Origin of the sequence: Paraburkholderia sp. BCC1876 (assembly GCF_902833695.1) — a bacterium.
Taxonomy (GTDB): Bacteria; Pseudomonadota; Gammaproteobacteria; order Burkholderiales; family Burkholderiaceae; genus Paraburkholderia.
This window is the reverse complement of record NZ_CADFGI010000115.1, coordinates 1-423: the sequence shown is the minus strand read 5'-3', so window position 1 is coordinate 423 and position 423 is coordinate 1. Positions and strand designations below refer to the sequence as shown.

The 423-nt window shown below is 70.7% G+C and carries 1 pseudogene; it reads right to left on the bottom strand.

The features are described 5' to 3' along the window. Window positions 1-423, bottom strand: a pseudogene (locus HWY05_RS38065) (ABC transporter permease); the annotation flags it as partial.

Genomic DNA, 423 nt, shown 5'->3' with positions numbered 1-423 from the left:
GCGCCCCAGACGCCGCCAAGCGAGGCGCGTCCGCCCGACACCGAGGTGCCGCCGATCACCACCACCGCCACCGTCAGCAGCAGGTATTCGTTGCCCTGGTCCAGCGAATTGCCGCCCGAGAAGGTCGCGATCAGGCAGCCGGTCAGCCCGGCCAGCGCGCCGCAGATCACGTAGGTCAGCCAGACGTGGAAATCGGTCCTGACGCCGGCCAGCCGCGCGGCATTGGTGTTCTGGCCGAGCGCGGCGAGCGCGCGGCCGTACAGCGTGCGCGTGAGCAGCAGCCAGACCAGCAGCGTGAGCGCGATCGCGAAGATCGAGAACAGCGGCAGCCAGCCGACACGCACCACCATCATCTGCGCCAGCAGCGCGGGTGGCGGCGTGCGAACGCCGCGCCCGTAGGCGATCGCGCAGGACAGTACGATC